This window comes from Lentilactobacillus otakiensis DSM 19908 = JCM 15040, from assembly GCF_001434145.1.
GTDB classification, from domain to species: Bacteria; Bacillota; Bacilli; order Lactobacillales; family Lactobacillaceae; genus Lentilactobacillus; species Lentilactobacillus otakiensis.
This window is the reverse complement of record NZ_AZED01000008.1, coordinates 94,207-112,114: the sequence shown is the minus strand read 5'-3', so window position 1 is coordinate 112,114 and position 17,908 is coordinate 94,207. Positions and strand designations below refer to the sequence as shown.

At 43.4% G+C, this 17,908-nt stretch carries 16 protein-coding genes and 1 riboswitch; of the genes, 10 read left to right on the top strand and 6 right to left on the bottom strand.

Translation table 11 applies throughout. From position 1 onward, the window contains the following. Positions 1 to 9: 9 nt before the first annotated feature. From FD05_RS03360 to FD05_RS03350, 3 genes are all read right to left on the bottom strand, one after another. On the bottom strand, positions 10 to 882 hold the full coding sequence (locus FD05_RS03360) for a hypothetical protein (RefSeq protein WP_020281742.1): 873 nt from the start codon (positions 880 to 882) through the stop codon (positions 10 to 12). A 176-nt stretch (positions 883 to 1,058) separates the two neighbouring features. Further along, positions 1,059 to 2,282, bottom strand: coding sequence for an ABC transporter permease (locus FD05_RS03355; RefSeq protein ID WP_039933164.1), 1,224 nt, complete (start codon positions 2,280 to 2,282; stop codon positions 1,059 to 1,061). Continuing rightward, positions 2,275 to 3,171 (bottom strand): ABC transporter ATP-binding protein, encoded by an 897-nt coding sequence (locus tag FD05_RS03350; protein ID WP_039933162.1) that lies wholly within the window; start codon positions 3,169 to 3,171, stop codon positions 2,275 to 2,277. The genes FD05_RS03355 and FD05_RS03350 overlap by 8 nt, the downstream gene beginning before the upstream one ends. A 233-nt stretch (positions 3,172 to 3,404) precedes the next feature. On the opposite strand from FD05_RS03350, the gene FD05_RS03345 reads away from it, so the two are divergent. Beyond that, positions 3,405 to 6,656 (top strand): fibro-slime domain-containing protein, encoded by a 3,252-nt coding sequence (locus tag FD05_RS03345; protein WP_020281739.1) that lies wholly within the window; start codon positions 3,405 to 3,407, stop codon positions 6,654 to 6,656. A 41-nt stretch (positions 6,657 to 6,697) separates the two neighbouring features. Here the strand turns inward: FD05_RS03345 and tenA are convergent, their stop codons facing one another. Beyond that, complete coding sequence (gene tenA / locus FD05_RS03340; RefSeq protein WP_020281738.1) at positions 6,698 to 7,396, bottom strand: thiaminase II; 699 nt, start codon at positions 7,394 to 7,396, stop codon at positions 6,698 to 6,700. A gap of 60 nt (positions 7,397 to 7,456) precedes the next feature. Then, a riboswitch (TPP riboswitch) is annotated at positions 7,457 to 7,555 on the bottom strand. 118 nt (positions 7,556 to 7,673) lie between these two features. Between tenA and FD05_RS03335 the strand changes: the two genes are divergently transcribed. After that, positions 7,674 to 8,051, top strand: coding sequence for a hypothetical protein (locus FD05_RS03335; RefSeq protein WP_020281737.1), 378 nt, complete (start codon positions 7,674 to 7,676; stop codon positions 8,049 to 8,051). Then, positions 8,048 to 8,410 (top strand): hypothetical protein, encoded by a 363-nt coding sequence (locus tag FD05_RS03330; protein ID WP_020281736.1) that lies wholly within the window; start codon positions 8,048 to 8,050, stop codon positions 8,408 to 8,410. The genes FD05_RS03335 and FD05_RS03330 overlap by 4 nt, the downstream gene beginning before the upstream one ends. An 85-nt stretch (positions 8,411 to 8,495) precedes the next feature. Here FD05_RS03330 and FD05_RS03325 read toward each other — a convergent pair whose 3' ends face one another. Next, entirely contained in the window at positions 8,496 to 9,050 is a 555-nt protein-coding gene (locus tag FD05_RS03325) for a phosphoribosyltransferase family protein (protein WP_020281735.1), read from the bottom strand. 532 nt (positions 9,051 to 9,582) lie between these two features. On the opposite strand from FD05_RS03325, the gene nrdJ reads away from it, so the two are divergent. From nrdJ to FD05_RS03295, 6 genes are all read left to right on the top strand, one after another. Further along, entirely contained in the window at positions 9,583 to 11,832 is a 2,250-nt protein-coding gene (gene nrdJ / locus FD05_RS03320; protein WP_020281734.1) for a ribonucleoside-triphosphate reductase, adenosylcobalamin-dependent, read from the top strand. A 322-nt stretch (positions 11,833 to 12,154) separates the two neighbouring features. Beyond that, positions 12,155 to 12,694, top strand: coding sequence for a cob(I)yrinic acid a,c-diamide adenosyltransferase (locus tag FD05_RS03315; RefSeq protein ID WP_020281733.1), 540 nt, complete (start codon positions 12,155 to 12,157; stop codon positions 12,692 to 12,694). 122 nt (positions 12,695 to 12,816) lie between these two features. Continuing rightward, the gene (locus FD05_RS03310; RefSeq protein WP_020281732.1) at positions 12,817 to 14,436 is read left to right on the top strand and encodes a malolactic enzyme; all 1,620 of its coding nucleotides are present in this window, start codon (positions 12,817 to 12,819) and stop codon (positions 14,434 to 14,436) included. A 13-nt stretch (positions 14,437 to 14,449) separates the two neighbouring features. Continuing rightward, the gene (locus tag FD05_RS03305; protein WP_020281731.1) at positions 14,450 to 15,832 is read left to right on the top strand and encodes a class II fumarate hydratase; all 1,383 of its coding nucleotides are present in this window, start codon (positions 14,450 to 14,452) and stop codon (positions 15,830 to 15,832) included. Between the two features lie 128 nt (positions 15,833 to 15,960). Beyond that, positions 15,961 to 16,344: a DUF805 domain-containing protein gene (locus tag FD05_RS03300; RefSeq protein ID WP_020281730.1), complete on the top strand. Its 384-nt coding sequence runs from the start codon at positions 15,961 to 15,963 to the stop codon at positions 16,342 to 16,344. A 184-nt stretch (positions 16,345 to 16,528) separates the two neighbouring features. Further along, a complete protein-coding gene (locus tag FD05_RS03295) occupies positions 16,529 to 16,792 on the top strand; it encodes a hypothetical protein (RefSeq protein WP_039933160.1) in 264 nt (87 codons plus the stop codon). Positions 16,793 to 16,804: 12 nt separating this feature from the next. Here FD05_RS03295 and FD05_RS03290 read toward each other — a convergent pair whose 3' ends face one another. Beyond that, positions 16,805 to 17,161: a DUF6483 family protein gene (locus tag FD05_RS03290; RefSeq protein WP_020281728.1), complete on the bottom strand. Its 357-nt coding sequence runs from the start codon at positions 17,159 to 17,161 to the stop codon at positions 16,805 to 16,807. Positions 17,162 to 17,322: 161 nt separating this feature from the next. On the opposite strand from FD05_RS03290, the gene FD05_RS03285 reads away from it, so the two are divergent. Then, positions 17,323 to 17,898, top strand: a complete 576-nt coding sequence (locus tag FD05_RS03285; RefSeq protein ID WP_020281727.1) for a helix-turn-helix transcriptional regulator — start codon at positions 17,323 to 17,325, stop codon at positions 17,896 to 17,898. Positions 17,899 to 17,908 lie beyond the last annotated feature (10 nt).

Genomic DNA, 17,908 nt, shown 5'->3' with positions numbered 1-17,908 from the left:
AATGAGTGTCTAGTCGGTCACAATCGTAATTTGTGGTTTCCAGGTTTTGGCAGTCGTATCCGGTACAATATACAACCCGTAATGGCCGTTAACCGAATTGCCGGTCAGACCAGAAACATGACTGGCGACAACTGCTGCGTAATAGTGCAGGGCGTTAGTGGTGCGATATTTGGCCCAATATGAATAGTAACCGGTCATTGTCTTGGGATCGACTTGTTTAACCGTAAAATTAGTGGTTTTGGGATTGGTAACCCCAGCTTTAACGGCAGCATCCCGAGTACTGATATCTTGAGTTGCCAGAATCTTGGCCATGGCATCTAGTTTGGTATCAGAAACACTCTTAGTCAGTTTGGCAGCCACCTGATCGGTCACCAATTTTTGGAATTGACTCTGTGGCAGGCTTGCCAAGGTCGTTAAATTATCTTGGAAGAACTGTAGTGAGCGTTCTGATGATAACTTAATCACCCCTTTGGCAGCTAAAGCCCGTTGGGAAGGATTAACCCCTTTGGTCAAATATCCGCGCCAAATAAAACCATCTGCGGCGTTGCCGTAGTTATAGACTTCATAGTAAACGTGGCTCTTATTGCCATGTTGCATGACGACACTATTTTTAACGTACCAAGTGGTATTTGGATAATTTTTTAAATTGTGGACGCGTTTAGTATGGGTCGCATTCCACAGATAAACTGCGCTTTTGGATTTGGCATGATAGGCCACGGCGGTATTGCGACTCAGCACCTTGGTCCAAACGTAGCTGGGATCAGTTGTGGTGGCTGTGGTGGTGGTGTTCGGCGTCTTAGTGGTCGTGTTTCCTGAAACTGGAAGGCTCGTTGCGGTGACGAGTCCAAGCGTCACCAGCGCAAGCAAAAATAACTTTTTCATGATGTTTTCCTCCTATGTACTAGCCAACTAATTATATCAGAAAAACGGTTTAAAATATGCCCTCTGGTGAAGATATCCGCAAAAGAGTGCGCCGCAAGCCGGTTAGTCTTTGTAGAAGCAGACAAAAAAGAAGCAAGCGACCCAGGGATCTGGCAGCTTGCTTCTTTAGACTACAGTTACTTTTGATAGGATAGGCCTCTTCTAAGACGTTTCCAAAAACTGGTATCGTCCGTCTGCAGAATCAACCCTTCATAAATCTGGCCAATGTACCAGGTCAACAGGCCGATACTTGCAACTAAAATCAGCAAAGAAAGGCCAATCTCCATCCCACTTGCGTTGTCGTTAATAATTCTCATCGGCATGAAGTACGAAGAGAAGAATGGCACGTAGGACAAAATCCTAGAAATTAAGGCATCCGAATTGCTTTGGAATGGCATCGTTAAAAAGAAAGCAATCATGCTCAGATAGATAGCCGGCTGGGCCGCTTTTGGCGCATCTTCAGCCTTGGCAACCAGCGCGCCGCTGAATGCCGAGATAATCGTGTAAATGATGACCCCGAGGAAGACAAACAGCAGGTTAATGCCCAGCATATTCTTGATGACGCCATTGACCAGTGACTGGTTGTCGGTGATCAACTGCTTGATGTTATCCAAATGCATCGCAATCTGGAAGAAGCCGTACCCACCAACAATGTAGACGACAATCTGAGTCAGGATAACGCCAAACACACCCAGAATTTTACCCACAAAGTACTTGGAGGCTTTAGTACTGGAAAAGATAATTTCCATGACCTTGGTCCCCTTTTCAGAGGCAATCTCCTGTGCGGTGACGGAAGAATAGGTAATCAAAACCATGTAAATCATAAATACCAGTACCCAAAATGAAATGATTTTCGCCAAATTGGCACCGCCATGACTGGCTTTAATTTTTTCTTGAAACGCCGGTTGGACAGCAAGTGACTTCACCTGTTTGGAACTCAGCTGAGCATTGGCCAAGTTCAACTGCTGTTGAGTTTGCGCCAGAAAAGCGTTGATTTTAACTTTCATCCCGCCGCTTAATGAATCGCTGGAATGGTAGACCCCGGTGACTTTGGCTTTGTCAGCCGATAACACGAGATACCCCGACAAGTTATTGTTATCGACACTCTTTTGGGCAGCGGCAGCCGAAGTGACACTTGCTTTCACGTCATCGCGATTCGCCTTGATGAATCGTTGACGAAGTGCCGGTTGCTCCGAGACCACCGCGATCCGCTGTTGATCCGAGCTGGATGTGGCACTGGTGTAACCAATCCCCAAAGAAATCGCCAACAGGATAAATGGGGACAGCACCAGCATAATGAAACTCCAGGATTTCACTTGTCCAAGATAAGTTTCCATGGCGACAATTAACGTTTTATTCATGTTGAATCCCCGCTTTCATTCTGAAAATTTCATCAAGGGTCGGTGGCTGTTGACTGAATTCTTCGATGTATTTGCCATCAGTCAGTTTCTCAAAGACTTCCGGGCCTTTGCTGGGATCATCAATCTGCAATAAGAACCGATTCCCACGGATGTTTTGCACTTTGATCACATGGGGTAATTGCTTCAGCTGATCTTCCGTCCAGTCAGTTGTCACGTAGATTTCCGACTTACCAAATTGATCCCGGACTTCGCTGATTGTACCGTTCAAAACAACGTCTCCGGTTCGCAGCATCACCAGCCGATCGCAAACTGCTTCGACGTTGGCCATATCATGACTGGAGAAAATGATGGCAGCGCCTTGATCACGAGCTTCCAGAATCGCCTTCTTCAATAAATCGGCGTTAACTGGATCGAGGCCACTGAACGGTTCGTCTAGAATAATTAACCTGGGGTGGTGAATCAGAGTCACAATTAATTGAACCTTCTGTTGATTTCCTTTTGAAAGATCTTTAATTTTATCAGTCTTCTTGCCTTTTACAGCAAACTTCTCAAGCCAGCCGTCAATTTGCGGCCGGATTTCCTTGGCGGGTTTGCTTTTAAGTCGGGCTAAGTAAATAATCTGTTGTTCAATCGTTAATTTGGGCATCAAGCTTCGTTCTTCGGGCAAATAGCCAATCGAGTCAAAATCTGCCTCCTTGATGGGTTGACCGTTCCAACGAATTTCGCCATCGTACTTGAGAAAGTTCAAGATACTATGAAAGGTTGTTGATTTACCAGATCCGTTTTGGCCGATCAAGCCGGTAATTTGGTTGTCGGGGACGTCGAAACTGACGTCGTCTAAAGCTTTTACAGAACCAAATTGTTTACGAAGATGTTTGATTGAGAGCATTTGTTCAGCCCCTTTCGTTTTTTTAATCATACCATAAGTCAACTTTTTTTCGAATCTTTCGTCTATTTAATTGTATCCGTTCACATTGTTATTTGCTCGCCGATTGTCATGATATTTGCTACTCAAATTTTTATTAATCCAATTTTAATTCAAACTTTATTCGAATTTAATTCATAAGTGTTTGCTAATGTAGTCCTTGTATCAAAAACCTAATTAATCTTGGAGGATCGCTTATGAACAAAAAGTTTAGAAATAATGTCTTACTCGCAACTGGTGTTTTAGTAGGACTATCAACAACCTCAGCAATCGACCAATCAACTGCCAACGCAGATGAAACAACACCGACCGCCAATACCACGGTCGACAATTCAGCTACGGAGAACGCAACGGCTACTTCCACCTCAGACACAACCACTTTTCAAAAGCCGGCACAATCATCATCGACAAAAGTCGAAAGTAATGTGCCACAGGCTTATGAAGAATCAGCTGAAGAGCAACCGCCTGCTACAGATCAGCAAACCACGACCGATGTTCAACAAGCCGAAACGCCGCAGACACAAACAACCCCCACTGAGTCGAATGCGGCTGATCAAGCCCCTGTGAATGAGAAGCCGACTCAAGCGGTTCATAACACCCCAGCACCCAAAACAACTCCTGTTTCAAAACAGCAAACGACCCAGAAAACTCAGAGCACCCACAAACAGGCTTCACAAACTGAAACTAAGCAGTCAGCCGACAAGGACGTAAAGGATTCGGTTACGCCAAAAGCACAAACGAAAAAATACATCCCTTATGAAGATGCTACCGGCGAAAATCAGTACAGACGAATTATTTATCGTCAAACCGATTCATCAAAATCAACCAATTACTATCTCTACGACGAGGAAACCAATAAGTATTTTGAAATTTCCGACCCGGACATTCTTGAAGAAATCAACGAAGCAGACGATGCCAGTGTCATTAGCAAGCATTATTTTGGCGAAGAAGCTGAAGTTAAGGGCGATGCTTTGACCAAGCTCCAAAGTGCCGTTGAAAACAAAGACGATAACATCGATGAATATAAGGTTGTCACCACAACAGAAAAACCAGCAGACAACATTTTGGTATACGAACATGTTGGCAAAGAATATTTTGAAGTTGGTCAAGGACCGTCAAACGCTGAAACTGTGGTAGCTGTCGAAGAGGACGGCAAATATTATACGTATGCAGAAGACGAAAATGGCCAACCTGTCTACACAGAGATCACAGATGAATACCTCGAAGCCAAAGAAAAAGCACAAACAATTAGAGCAACTACTGACTTGGCAACAATTAAGGGCGCGTATGAAGCAGCCAAAGAGAACGGAATTGTGTTAACGAAATATGACCAGTACAAGGTGGTCACAACTACCGAAGATCCGGGATTACCTGAGGATCAGCAATTCACTTCTGTTGAAACAACCCTATACCACCCAGATGAATCCAGCATACCTGATGGCACAACTATTGTCACCGTCTTTGAAGATGCCAACGGTGCCCTTTGGAAGTATGAAAACGAACAACTGGTGGGATTAGAATCCGCAGAAATTCAGCAATACTTGGCAGCCAAAGGCCAACTTTCCGAAACCCATCCTGATGGCGCAGTAAAAGTTGATACCCTGAAGGATTCAGATGGATCAACTGCCAACAGCGACCAGATTAAGGCTGCGCTTGAAGCCGGAAATAATATCGTTTCTGTAGATGGCAAACTCTACAAAATTGTTGGGGTTCATAATAAGTCGACCATCGACAAGCTTGGCGAAGACGTTGCGTACTACTTAGACATGGAACCATACGTTGAAATTGAAAGTACGGTTCCAAGCGACACAACCCTGACGCCAATCCAAAACCCTGCAACTGGTGGTGTCGAAACAACCATCACCGATTACTGGGTATCAAGTGAAAATGAGGATAAGAAGGCATCACTGCTAACAAGTGGGATTAATGCTGGTCATACGCTTAAATTCTCTGGTGGTAGTGGTGACGGCAATCCTTGGAACTCATACGATCAAAATGGGATTACAACCGGAATTGTGGCCAAAGATCTGGTGGATGGCTATCCAGTTCTTTCAACAAATTCCGGAGAAACTTTACCTGATGGTCAATCCCCTGAATCATTAGCGTACTTGTTCAACGGTCTCTCTGATGAAGGAAGTGAAACCAGCACCGGTTCGCGTAGAAACTATGTAGCCGGTAAGGAGCTGCCATTATTCATTAGTGATGGTAAAGGTAATTACGAATTCAACAGTGCTGCGCACTATGCCCAACTCCAGAAGGACGAAAACGGACAGTACAAATTGGTGGTCTATAATTTGGCAAGCAAACCAAATGCAGATACTAATGGCCAATTTTTCCCGTTTGATGAAAAGGACATGTTCTTCGATAATGACGGAAACCCAAAAGATTATCCAACCAGTAGTTCAAGTAAATCCACTCCCAATCATTACTTTGGGGTCAAGATGGAACTTGAATACATTCAGCCAGAGAATGGGATGATCACGGAGACAACCAAAGATTCGCCAGAGGTTGCGGAGGGCAAACCAATGACCTTCCATTTCAGTGGCGATGATGATTTCTGGTTATTCATTGATGGCAAGTTGGCGTTAGACCTTGGTGGTATCCACGGTGTTGCATCCGGAACGATTGATTTCAACAGCGGCGATGTGACGGTTGTTGACGCATCTGGTGAACGGGTTCAGACCACGCTGGATAAAGTCTTTGAAGGCAGTGATATCAACTGGAAAGAAGCCGGCTCACAACATCAAATGAAGATTTTCTACCTTGAACGCGGGAATAACTTGTCCAACTTAAAGGTTCAATACAATCTTCAAATCCCAACTTACAACTATGCTCAGCAGCAGTCTTATGGGGTTCACGACGCCACATCCTACGTTTACGCAGAAAACCAGCAGTATGACAAAACCGAAACACCGTTATACACGTATGGCGTAAATGAAAAATACGGTGTGGAATTAGTAAATGAAACTGTTCCGCCGGTAACGCCACCTGTCACACCTCCAGTGACTCCCCCTGTGACGCCACCGACGACCACCCCAGAAACACCCGAAACTCCTGAGGTGCCTTCAGTTCCAACACCACCCGTTGAAGAATCCCCATCCGTTAATCTTCCAGAAGACATCGAAGATCCAATGGGCATCCCATCAATTGAGGATGAGGATAACAACCCAACTGCTAACAATGTTACAGCTGAACGCGACGACGGTGTCATGCATCTAAAGAGCAACACAGATACCAGCGTTCAACCCAAGACCAGTCAGTGGAAGTACCAGAGTTCATCACCTACAAAAGTGAATTTGGATAAATCAAATGTCACAAAAGCAGGCCTTGGTTCCTCTCAATTACCTCAAACTGGTGATAGCCATCAACTTAGTTGGTTATCAGTATTAGGCCTTTCATTGTTAGGATTGCTTGGGCTCTCAAAACTAAAATTAAGAAAACACGAATAAATAAAAAAACAGGATTCCATAATGGAATCCTGTTTTGCATTTTAACGATATTGCTTCATTGGCTTCACAAAATGCCAACTCCGCTGGTGATAAGCTTGATCCCAGAACTCCCACTCCAGTTCACAGCTCTTCAAAAACTCTTCTTTAACGACATCCAAATGATGCTGATCATAGTGCTCAGCTTCTCGGTCAATCAAGGCAAACATTTGCGATAAAATGCTGTCATCTTCATCCCCCATATCGGCATAAAAGTCGATCCATGGTTTGAAGACATTGTCGTCGCTATTCTTGCCCTGCTTCACAAACCGGTTTGCGATTTCCAGATACGTCCATGGGCACGGTGTCATCGCCGCCACGATGTCAATCAGGTCACCAGTTCGCGCAGCCCGGTACATATGCTCATTGTATAGGTAAGTGCCGGGGGCTTGCGGCTCGTGCTGCAACGTTTCATATTTCACCCCGGCAACGTTGCAGAAGTTGTGGTGGGGATGAATTTCACTGTTCAAAATAAAGTCAATTTGTTTGGCAAAGATTGCCATATCAGCTCTGGTTTGCGATTTCTGAATTGCATCAGCATAGACCTTGATAAACGCATTCAGGTAGTTGTAATCCTGGCCGACATAAAACGTCAGTGCTTCTTTTGGTAAATCCCCATTGCCAATGCCTTCGACAAATGGGTGTTGATAAATCTCGTGTAAAATTGGTTGTCCAGCTGCGACTAATTCTTCAGAAAATTTCATGAGTCAATACTCCTTAAAGCAAAATTTTCAAACAGAACGCGACCAGACTTGGTACATGTTGTTGTCATTTTTCCACTTCCCTACGTTGGTATTAACCAAATCAGGTTCAAAGGGATTGGCAAATCGCCATCTCAGCACAAGGCACCCCTAGTGATCTTATTTGAATAACCAAATTCTAACATATTTTGAATCAATTTTACGATTTTCTTCATATATGATACGCTGTAACCAACAATTTTCTGAGGAGTGGGGGAATTTTGTTAAGGAGAGTTGTTTTATGAAATTCAATTTGAAGATTGCCCTGGTTTGTTTTTTGCCATACGTTCCTTTAATCGTTCTTTATTTCCTGGTTCACCTATACATATCGAACAAAGTGATTGCCTTGCTGGTTGGTGTGGGAATTTTTTCAATTTTGTATAATCTTGTTCATTATCAATACGCCAAGCCATTTTTCAAACGACATCCTGAATTGGATCCCCACAATCTGGAGTTAACCACAATGGCAAACATTGTCGTTGGACTGGGATTCGTCGCTCTTGTCGGACTGACGCTGACAGGCATGTATTGGGACAATCCAGCGGTCATCTTGTTGTCGTTTGGTTTATACTACTCCGTAGTTAACGGCTTCAAATCATACAGGGGAACGACAAAATGACATTTAACTGGAAATACGCAGCCTTCACGAACACCCCGTTATTCATCACCTTGGTCATCTATATCGTCATGAAGCTCTTCAAGATTGATCCAATCTGGCTAATCCTGGTCATTATTCTTACTTGGATTCTTTGGTACGCCTATGCAGGTTGGAAAATTTACAACCGCCATCCTGAATTCAATTATCACAATTACCAGAGAGGACCAATTTCGATTTTGCTAGCCACCTTGGGGACAATCGGTTTCCTATTCTTAATCATCAAACTTGATTTGATTCAAAATATTGCACTTTTCATTACCTGGTTACTCATTTCAAACTATTTAGTGGACGGGTTTGCAAGATATAAAAGTCTTCAATAATTAAGTATCCTCAACAAAAAACAGGAGCCACAAATCTCAAACGAGATTCGTGACTCCTATTTTTGCGCTTTTGTTATATGGATAATTAAGCGTTCTTCACCGCAAACATGGGCAATGTGTTCAAGAAGACACAATCATCCCGGTTAACAGCGGGACCTTCCGCCAAAATCGAGCAACGTTGGACAACCTGAGCGCCGACTTTCTTCAATAAATGTTCCGCGGAAGCCAGCGAGCCACCAGTGCTGATTACATCGTCGACAATGATGACTCGTTTGCCACGCAACTTTTCAGCGTCACAACCATCGAGGACCAGTTTCTGGTGATAGTCAGTCGTGATTGAGCGCATGCCAATCGCAATTGGATTTCTCATGTATGCCTTGACGCTTTTACGCAGAACAAAGTACCGCGGATGATGGGTGATCAAGCTGAGTTCTTGAGCCAATGGAATCCCTTTGCTTTCCAAAGTCACCAAATAATCAAATGGGATGTTAATCCGCTTGGCTAACTCCTTAGCCGCATAATGGGTGAGTTCAGCATCCCCCAACAAAACAAATGAGGCAATCGCAGCCGTGTCGGTAATTGGGATAATTGGCAACGTTCGCTTTAACTTTCCGATTGTGAGTTCATATTCCTTTTGCATTGTTATCCTCCAACCTCTATATATAGAAAGAAAGGTATGAAAATCATTTCAAAATAATTGAATCGTTATGATTTGAATTGTGATATCTGTAAACTAAAAGTACCTATTCAGCATTATTGTTCGTCTATGAATTAAATAATACTCTATTTAAAACAATATATCCATCATATATTAGCAAAACACGAAATATATTCCAAATACATCAGATTGTCGTTTTCAGCACACAATCCGTTGGTCAAGCCGACACACTATGTGGTTATCTGATAGACCCCACCACCAGATATTGACTATATATAGGGAAAGATCCACCAAATCAGCACAACTATTTGTCATCCTTAAGACCACCCTCAGTGTGATTTAAAATTTTTTAAATTCGTCCAATCCGCGCCTTTACGCCATTATGCACGGTACAAGCAAATCTGGCGGATACACAATATATTGATTCTGAAACCGGTTAGATATACTATATATAGTATCAGTTCGAGCAATTCAAACGAAATGAGAATATAATGTACATATGGGAGGAATCATTATGCAAGCTATGAAACTTTCATCAGTTTCACTATCTGATGAATTTATAAACCAAGTTAAAGATGAAGTTACACCACACTGGGGAGAATTAGGCTGGGTTACCTACAAACGGACTTATGCGCGTTGGCTGCCTGAAAAAGGCCGGACCGAGAACTGGGACGAAACTGTTAAGCGAGTTGTCGAAGGAAATATCAACCTCGACCCTCGTTTGCACGAAGACAACGTTGATCCACAAGTTGTTGATGACTTAACCGAAGAAGCTCATAAATTATACAAATTAATCTATGGCCTCTCAGCTACCCCATCAGGCCGTAACCTTTGGATCTCTGGTACCAGCTACCAAGATCGTAACGGTGATGCCCTGAACAACTGTTGGTTCATCGCTGTTCGTCCACAATCATATGGTCACAGCCACATTTTACCAGAGTATCTCCAACCAGAAACTCCCGCAGTTTCAATGCCTTATTCATTCATGTTTGACCAATTAATGAAGGGCGGCGGTGTTGGTTTTTCTGTCACTAAAAACAACATTCATAAGATTCCATTAGTTGATAAGACAATTAACTTGAAAGTCATCATCGATAAAAACAGCAAGTCATACAAGGATTCCCTTGATATGGGTGCGACTGACAAAGATGAATGGTTAAAGAATCATTCAATCAAAGACGTTCGTTACTACCGTCTGCCAGATACTCGTGAAGGCTGGGTTATTGCAAATGCCCACATGATCGATATGCATTTCAACGGCACCAACGCTGATGGTAAGACCGACTTGGTTCTTGATATGAGCGACATCCGTGAAAAAGGTGCCAAGATCAAGGGCTTCGGTGGAACTGCGTCAGGTCCAATGCCATTGATCGAAATGTTATTTGACATCAATGATTTACTCAACTCACGCGTTGGCCGTCATTTGTCATCCGTTGATGCAACTGACATTGGTAACTTGATTGGTAAAACTGTTGTTGCCGGAAACGTTCGTCGTTCTGCTGAATTAGCTTTAGGCTCAGCTGATGACGAAGACTTCATTACCATGAAGCAAGACAAAGACAAGCTTTACCATCACCGTTGGGCATCCAACAACAGTGTTGCCGTTGATTCAGAATTTGATAACTACGGTCCAGTTGCTGATTCCATCCAACATAATGGTGAACCCGGAATCGTTAACTTGGAACTTTCCAAGAACTATGGCCGTAAAATCGATGGTCTGCAAAAAGACATCGATGCCAACGTTGAAGGAACTAACCCCTGTGGTGAAATTTCATTAGCCAATGGTGAACCATGTAACTTGTTTGAAGTCTTCCCTTATGTTGCAACTCAACAAGGCTGGGACCTGAACGAAGCCTTCACTTTGGGAACACGTTTCTCAAAGCGGGTTACCTTCAGTAACTATGACTGGGAAGTTTCTCGTAACGTCATTGAAAATAACCGTCGGATCGGTATTTCAATGTCAGGAATTCAAGACTGGATCTTGGCAACCTTTGGCAACCGAGTTGTAACTGGCTATGAAGATGCGACTGATCCTGAAACCGGTGAAGCAATCAAGAAGCCTATTTATGACCCACGGATCGTTAAGGAAGTTGATGGCCTTTACAAGGCAGTTGTTGCCGCTGATAAGAATTACTCCGATACACTTGGATGCAAACCATCTATCAAGCACACGACTGTTAAGCCATCCGGAACTGTTGCTAAATTAGCCGGTGTTTCTGAGGGAATGCATTTCCACTACGCTGGTTACTTGATTCAACGGATTCGTTTCCAAGATTCAGATCCATTGCTGCCAGCTTTGAAGGCTTGTGGCTACCACGTTGAACCAGACGTTTACACCAAGAGCACGATGGTTGCAGAATTCCCAATCCGCGCATCACACGCTGACAGCGATAACTTCGCCTCAGCTGGTAACGTTTCGATTGCAGAACAATTCGCAACCCAAGCCTTCCTGCAGACTTATTGGTCAGATAACGCGGTTAGTTGTACCGTTACCTTCCAACCAAACGAAGGCGACCAAATTGCCCCATTGATGAGACAATACCGCTTCACAACCAAGTCAACCTCATTGCTTCCTTACGTGGGAAATGAATTCAAACAAGCCCCTAAGGAACCAATCGATGAGAAGACTTATGAAGACAAAGTCATGGAAATCCACGGCGATGTCGCAACGGTCTTCGCAAAGCAAAACGATAACCATGATAAGAAGGGTATCGAGTTGGTTGACCAAACGGATTGTGCAGGGGGAGCTTGCCCTGTGAAGTAGAGTAGAGTGTGACGAGCAACGGGTGATGCGGTTTCTAAGGGTGCTTCGGCTTAAACCCTGGTTCTGGGTTTGAGTCGAAGCGCACTTAGAAGTTAGCATCAGTTGCGTCGGAACAAGTTTCGGCTAGGTAAAAGTGAACCAAAACGAAACACCCCAGCCAAACCAACTCCACCAGCACCACTAAACTAATGTGTTCCACCTTGGTCTTCCGGCCCCCATCGAAAGGCCAAGTTAAAAACAATCATTTGCACGGAATGAGGTCAGGACAAAAGGTTATTTTGCCTCTGACCTTTTTCATTACATAAATCACGGAGGTACAACAATGTTAAAGATTTATACAAAAGTCGGCGATCACGGTAAGACGAAGCAAGTCACCGGCAAAATGGTCCCAAAGTACGACTTACAAATTGAGGCCTTAGGCGCCCTGGATGAGCTTGATTCTTATCTAGGCTATGTAGTCTCAGTACTATCACCAAAGAGTGCAGAGCTCGCGCCTGCTATCCAAACTGTCCAGCGAAACCTATACGAACTCCAAGCCGATATCACCGTCAAACGTCATCACAACATCACCTTCGACGATACCAAGCAGTTAGAGTCAGAAATTGATCGCATTATGGATAAGCTGCCAGCCATTAAGGCATTCATCCTCCCCGGCGGCAACCAGGCTGGCGCTTCGCTGCAATATGCCCGGGCATTGGCTCGACGCGCAGAACGAATGGTAATTGAACTTAACGATAAACAGCAGCCCCTCAATGATGAAATTTTTGAGTATTTGAACCGCCTTTCTGATTACCTATTTGCACTTGCACGTTATGCAAATTTTCTAGAAGGTTATCAAGAAGTTGAAAGTAAAATGAAATAACTTACTATCACAACTCAGCCAATTTGAGAATTGGTTGAGTTTTTTTGTCTTTATGCCATCGAGGTTATGAGGTATGATTGACCTTATTAATACGACACGATTAGGGAGAGGACGAATAAGACATGACTGATTCAATTTTGAATGACCCTTTCAAGAATAAGGGAACAGGCTTCACTGAGGAAGAACGCGAACAACTGGGAATTGTGGGCATGCTGCCACCGAAAGTCCAAACAATTGATGAGCAGGCCAACCAAGTCTATCAGCAATATCAGTCAAAGTCGTCTGCACTCGAAAAACGGTTCTTATTGATGAGCATTTTCAATGAAAATCGAACGCTTTTCTTCAAGGTCTTTTCACAGCATGTGGCCGAGTTCATGCCCATCGTGTACGATCCAACCATCGCGACAACCGTCGAAAAGTATAGTGAATTTTTTGTCCAACCACAAAACGCAGCGTTCCTCTCCATTGAGAATCCAGAATCTATTGAAGCAACCTTGAAAAACGCTGCTGGTGATCGCGATATCAGACTCCTGTGTGTCACCGATGGCGAGGGAATTCTGGGAATTGGTGATTGGGGCACTCAAGGTGTCGATATCACAGTCGGTAAATTGATGGTATACACGGCCGCTGCCGGGATTGACCCCAGTCTGGTACTTCCGGTTGTGATTGACGCAGGTACCAACAACGAAGCCCTCTTAAATAACCCACTTTATTTGGGATTGAAAGAACATCGGGTTCGCGGTGACCGTTACTACACTTATATCGATCAATTTGTGGAAACTGTGGAGAAGCTATTCCCAGATGTTTATCTTCATTTCGAGGATTTCGGTCGCTCAAATGCCGCAAATATCTTAAACAAATATAAGGATCATCAACTGGTATTCAATGACGATATCCAAGGAACCGGGATCATCGTTTTAGCTGGAATCATTGGCGCTTTAAATATCTCAAAACAAAAATTAATCGATCAAACATACCTGTGTTTTGGTGCCGGCACTGCTGGTGCTGGAATCACTGAACGCATTTATAATGAAATGGTCGCTGCCGGATTGTCTCCTGAAGAAGCTCGCAAACACTTTTATATGGTGGACAAGCAAGGGCTGCTCTTTACTGATACCCCCGGTCTGACCCCAGAACAGAAACCGTTTGCCAGATTGCGAAGCGAGTTTGCGAATGCCGATGAGCTCACTGACTTGCTTGCGGTTGTAAAGGCAATTCATCCAACTATCATGGTGGGAACCTCAACACAACCTGGCACATTTACTGAAGAAGTTGTGAAGGAAATGGCCGCTCATACTGACCGTCCGATCATTTTCCCAATTTCAAATCCAACCAAGTTAATCGAAGCACACGCGGCAGATCTCATCAAATGGACAAACGGTAAGGGTCTCGTCGCAACCGGCGTCCCTTCTGATGACGTTGAATACAATGGCATTAGTTACCAAATTGGCCAGGCAAACAATGCGCTTATTTATCCCGGCTTGGGAATGGGTGCAATCGCAAGCTCAGCATCCGTCTTGAACGACCAAATGATTTCAGCAGCTGCCCATTCACTTGGTGGAATTGTCGACCCAGATCAACCAGGGGCTGCGGTATTACCGCCAGTTTCCAAACTAAGTTCATTCTCAGACACCGTTGCAGCGGCCGTTGCCCAAAGTGCTGTTGATCAGAAACTTAATCAGAAACCGATTCAGTCGGTTTCCGATGTGATTCAAGCAACTAAATGGGAACCTAAGTATTAAATGGAGGTAAAACATGACTGAATATCGGATGGAAGAAGATACCCTTGGCAAAGTCAAAGTTCCTAAGAATGCTTTGTGGGGTCCACAAACTGAACGGAGTCGCCACAACTTCCCGACTGGACCATTGATGCCAACCACAGTTATCCGCGCCTTAATTCACATCAAAATGAATGCGGCCGAGGTTAATCACGGGCAGGATAATTTGGACGAACAAAAAGCGGACTTGATTCAGCAAGCTGCAGCTCAGTTGCTCATTTTAGATGACTCACAGTTAATGGCTGACTTTCCCCTCCACGTTTATCAAACGGGATCCGGAACGCAAACCAATATGAACGTGAACGAAGTGATTGCCAACCAATGCAAGCAGATCGATCCATCAGTTCGGATCACCCCAAATGACGACGTTAACCGCTCGCAAAGCTCTAACGACACATTTCCAACTGCCATGAACATTGCCGGCATTTGTGCGCTTAATAAACTTACACCCGAAATCGAACACCTGGTTTCCGTTTTGAAACAGAAACAGGCTGAATACTGGAACGTCGTTAAAATTGGTCGAACTCACCTCCAGGATGCCACTCCGATCACCTTCGGACAGGAAATTAGCGGCTGGGTCGGTGCACTGGAACACGATCTTCATTTTATTCAGGAAACCAGTCAAGCCTTGCTTGAATTGCCAATTGGTGGTACGGCGGTCGGTACCGGACTAAACACTTTACCAGGTTTTGACACCAAAATCGTTGCTACATTATCAAATGATTACTCGACCAATTTCACGACTGGCAACAAATTTTACGGCCTGGCCAATCATTCAGGATTAACCGTTACACATGGTGCAATCCGGACACTAGCAGCAGACTTATTGAAGATTGCCAATGATATTCGTTTCTTAGCCAGCGGTCCCCGGGCTGCTTATGGTGAATTGCACATCCCCGCCAATGAGCCCGGATCATCCATCATGCCTGGCAAAGTCAATCCAACTCAAGCAGAGGCCATGACCATGGCTGCCACCCGAGTGATGGGAAACGACACTACGATAGAGGTCGCTGCCAGCCAAGGTAACTTTGAGATGAATGTCTATAAACCAGTAATCATCTTCAATTTTCTTGAGTCGGTTGAACTGCTCACGGGCGTCATGCATAACTTCACCGATAAAATGGTCGCCGGCATCACCGTCAATCAAGATCGAATGAAGCAACTGGTTGATAACTCGTTGATGACGGTCACCGCGCTCTCACCACACATCGGCTATCATAAAGCGGCTGAGATTGTTCAAAAGGCCCATCAAGATGGAACCAAGTTGAAAGTAGCCGCCGTAAAGCTTGGGTACGTCACTGCAGAAGATTTTGACAAATGGATGAAACCAATTGATATGACCAATAATCATCGAAACTAAATAAACTGGATTGGAAGTATAGTTCCTATTTCATGTGATTTTTTTAAAATGGAACTATAGTTCCATTTTTATAAAACGTACACAGTAGTAAAAATCAATGACATGCACTTTTTCTATGGGAGTAAAACATGCAAAGCTATACAGAATTTTGGACGCATCTATTTACCTGGAACGCCAAAGCAGATCGAAGTCAGTATTGGATTCCAGTGATTGTCAATTATCTACTGGGTGGTATGATACTAGCCATCATCGAAAAAATGTCCGGTCATCCGATTGACCACATCTACAACTGGACGGATGAAAGCTTCGCTCTAGTAACCCGGATTGTCGTATTCTTGGACTGGATTGGCAGCTTCACCGTTAAAGCCCGCAGGCTCCACGATACTGATCGAAGCGCATTGTGGATTCTGATCGAACTCATTCCAATCATTGGAACGATATGGTTCTTCATCTTGATGATTCTACCCGGCGTGAAGAATTCCCGATGGAGGAAAAATCAGACGCAAGTTTAATGTAAACAAAAATGGTCATTCTCGTTGATGAGAGTGACCATTTTACTTATGCTGATTTGCCTGACAATCCATATTTCTGCTTAGTAAATACTAGTAATTATACTTCTTTCCATGATGTCCTTGTCCAAATTCAATTTTTCTTGTAAGGTAAAGGAAGATTTTCTGTTGAAGGAGGCCAATTTCAATGATTAGAAAAGCAGTCCACGATACTAATGCATTGCTTATAATTACCATCCTGTTTGGAATCCTGTCCATTCCATTAGATATGATATTTCAAAGAAAAATTCAAATTTTTGACTTGGTCCAAACTTTTTTGAACAATGGATTGGCCAGTTTTACGGTCTGCATGATTATCCTCATAATTGTTGGCTGGATAGTTCCGTTTGTGTTCATCTTATTTTTTCATTGGCTCAGTAAGCTTGCTGGAAGTCACGACTATTATAAATAAAAGATGGGAGCCTTATTTAATCTGCTCCTTTAACTTTGAAAGATGATCGTAGATTTGAATTTTGGAGTAGTCACCACGGCGGAGCTCATCGTCCGTAAACTGATTCAATGTGGAAAAAAACCACAAGCACAGATTAAAGTATTTTTCACCAGGAATCGTGAATTCCAACCTGGAAAGTTGTTCTGCAGCCTCACTAAATCTGTGTTGGTCAATCAACGTTTGCAAATCAAGTTGATGTGGTAATTGTTCACTTTGCTTTTTCGGGAATATAATTTGGCTACCACCCTTATCCTTTCCACCAATCGTGTATGCCAGGCCAGAGCCAATTGCGCGAATCTGTCTTGTTAAAAAGTCTTCATTCTGCTCCATTCCGATACCTCCACTAGAATCTGTGTGCCAATTTATATACAAATTAACATGTCCAAGTCAGATGTTCTAGAGGTTAGTACCAACTTCGACCAAATGTAAAAGACATTGTACATCGCACTTCGAAATCACAAACCAAGCACAGACAGGAAGGACTGGTACAGATGTTCGTTACGAAACAGTTAATCCATTTTCGCAAACTAAATGGTCTAACTCAGGACGATCTGGCAAATAAAATTCACGTTTCCAGACAAACTATTTCACATTGGGAAACAGGAAAAAATTACCCGGATATCCAAAGTCTGTTGTTACTTTGCGATGTGTATGATATTTCACTTGACGACTTAATTCATGATGATGTAAAAGCATTAAAATCGAAGTCAACGTTAAAACAGACAAGATGGGTACTGGCGGGAAGCATCATTTGTATTGTGATAACCTATTTATCACTGATTAGTATGAAATGGTTCCCCTTTTTATTTTCGGTCATGCTTCTGTCAATCAGTTCGACATTAGGCGTGGTATTTTTGATAATTCTCATAACGAAAACAAACTTTTTGCAACTTCATACTTATCAAGAAATATCGCATTACATTAAAACGGGAAAAATTATTTCAAAAAGGAAGATCAGTAAAAGACACAATCTCATGCTGGCAATTCTTGGAGCGCTAACAGGACTAGCAATTGGGTTGTTGCTAACACTTTTAATTGGTGTTTACTGGTTGCACTGGTCTTTCTAAAGAACGAGAT

What these genes read in the sequence shown, in the direction of transcription:
- FD05_RS03350 (WP_039933162.1), bottom strand. Translation starts at nt 3,171, where the DNA reads ATGCTCTCAATCAAACATCTTCGTAAACAATTTGGTTCTGTAAAAGCT.
- nrdJ (WP_020281734.1), top strand. Translation starts at nt 9,583, where the DNA reads ATGCAAGCTATGAAACTTTCATCAGTTTCACTATCTGATGAATTTATA.
- FD05_RS03360 (WP_020281742.1), bottom strand. Translation starts at nt 882, where the DNA reads ATGAAAAAGTTATTTTTGCTTGCGCTGGTGACGCTTGGACTCGTCACC.
- FD05_RS03315 (WP_020281733.1), top strand. Translation starts at nt 12,155, where the DNA reads ATGTTAAAGATTTATACAAAAGTCGGCGATCACGGTAAGACGAAGCAA.
- FD05_RS03290 (WP_020281728.1), bottom strand. Translation starts at nt 17,161, where the DNA reads ATGGAGCAGAATGAAGACTTTTTAACAAGACAGATTCGCGCAATTGGC.
- FD05_RS03310 (WP_020281732.1), top strand. Translation starts at nt 12,817, where the DNA reads ATGACTGATTCAATTTTGAATGACCCTTTCAAGAATAAGGGAACAGGC.
- FD05_RS03330 (WP_020281736.1), top strand. Translation starts at nt 8,048, where the DNA reads ATGACATTTAACTGGAAATACGCAGCCTTCACGAACACCCCGTTATTC.
- FD05_RS03285 (WP_020281727.1), top strand. Translation starts at nt 17,323, where the DNA reads ATGTTCGTTACGAAACAGTTAATCCATTTTCGCAAACTAAATGGTCTA.
- FD05_RS03335 (WP_020281737.1), top strand. Translation starts at nt 7,674, where the DNA reads ATGAAATTCAATTTGAAGATTGCCCTGGTTTGTTTTTTGCCATACGTT.
- FD05_RS03300 (WP_020281730.1), top strand. Translation starts at nt 15,961, where the DNA reads ATGCAAAGCTATACAGAATTTTGGACGCATCTATTTACCTGGAACGCC.
- FD05_RS03295 (WP_039933160.1), top strand. Translation starts at nt 16,529, where the DNA reads ATGATTAGAAAAGCAGTCCACGATACTAATGCATTGCTTATAATTACC.
- tenA (WP_020281738.1), bottom strand. Translation starts at nt 7,396, where the DNA reads ATGAAATTTTCTGAAGAATTAGTCGCAGCTGGACAACCAATTTTACAC.
- FD05_RS03325 (WP_020281735.1), bottom strand. Translation starts at nt 9,050, where the DNA reads ATGCAAAAGGAATATGAACTCACAATCGGAAAGTTAAAGCGAACGTTG.
- FD05_RS03305 (WP_020281731.1), top strand. Translation starts at nt 14,450, where the DNA reads ATGACTGAATATCGGATGGAAGAAGATACCCTTGGCAAAGTCAAAGTT.
- FD05_RS03345 (WP_020281739.1), top strand. Translation starts at nt 3,405, where the DNA reads ATGAACAAAAAGTTTAGAAATAATGTCTTACTCGCAACTGGTGTTTTA.
- FD05_RS03355 (WP_039933164.1), bottom strand. Translation starts at nt 2,282, where the DNA reads ATGAATAAAACGTTAATTGTCGCCATGGAAACTTATCTTGGACAAGTG.